1 pseudogene is annotated in these 482 nt (G+C 68.5%); it reads left to right on the plus strand.

Going from position 1 to position 482, the window contains the following annotated elements:
* A pseudogene (locus AC1DP9_RS27770) lies at positions 1 to 482 on the plus strand (ESPR-type extended signal peptide-containing protein); the annotation flags it as partial.

The following is a 482-nucleotide window of genomic DNA, read 5'->3' on the forward strand; positions in this document are numbered from 1 at the left end:
CTCCATGGCGTCAGCAGCTCGGTGGCTACCGCGCTGGGCGGCGGCGCTGCGGTCAACGGCAATGGCACCGTGTCGGCACCGACCTAYACGGTTGGCGGGACGACCGTCAACAACGTGGGCAGCGCCATCACTAACCTCGATGGCCGTGTGACCAATGTGGACAACCGCGTGACGACGATCGATGGCCGGGTGACCAACGTCGAAGGCTCGGTCACGAACCTCACCAGCAACATCAACAACGGTACGGTGGGCCTGGTCAAGCAGGACGCCACCACCAAGGCGATCACCGTCGCCAAGGACAAGGCTGGCACCCAGGTCGACCTGACCGGCACCGCCGGCGCCCGGCAGTTGCGCGGCGTCGCCAATGGCACGGTCGCGGCCGGCAGCCTGCACGCCGTCAACGGCGGCCAGCTCCATGGCGTCAGCAGCTCGGTGGCYASCGCGCTGGGCGGCGGCGCTGCGGTCAACGGCAATGGCACCGT

Source organism: Cupriavidus sp. 01L43 (assembly GCF_056399925.1).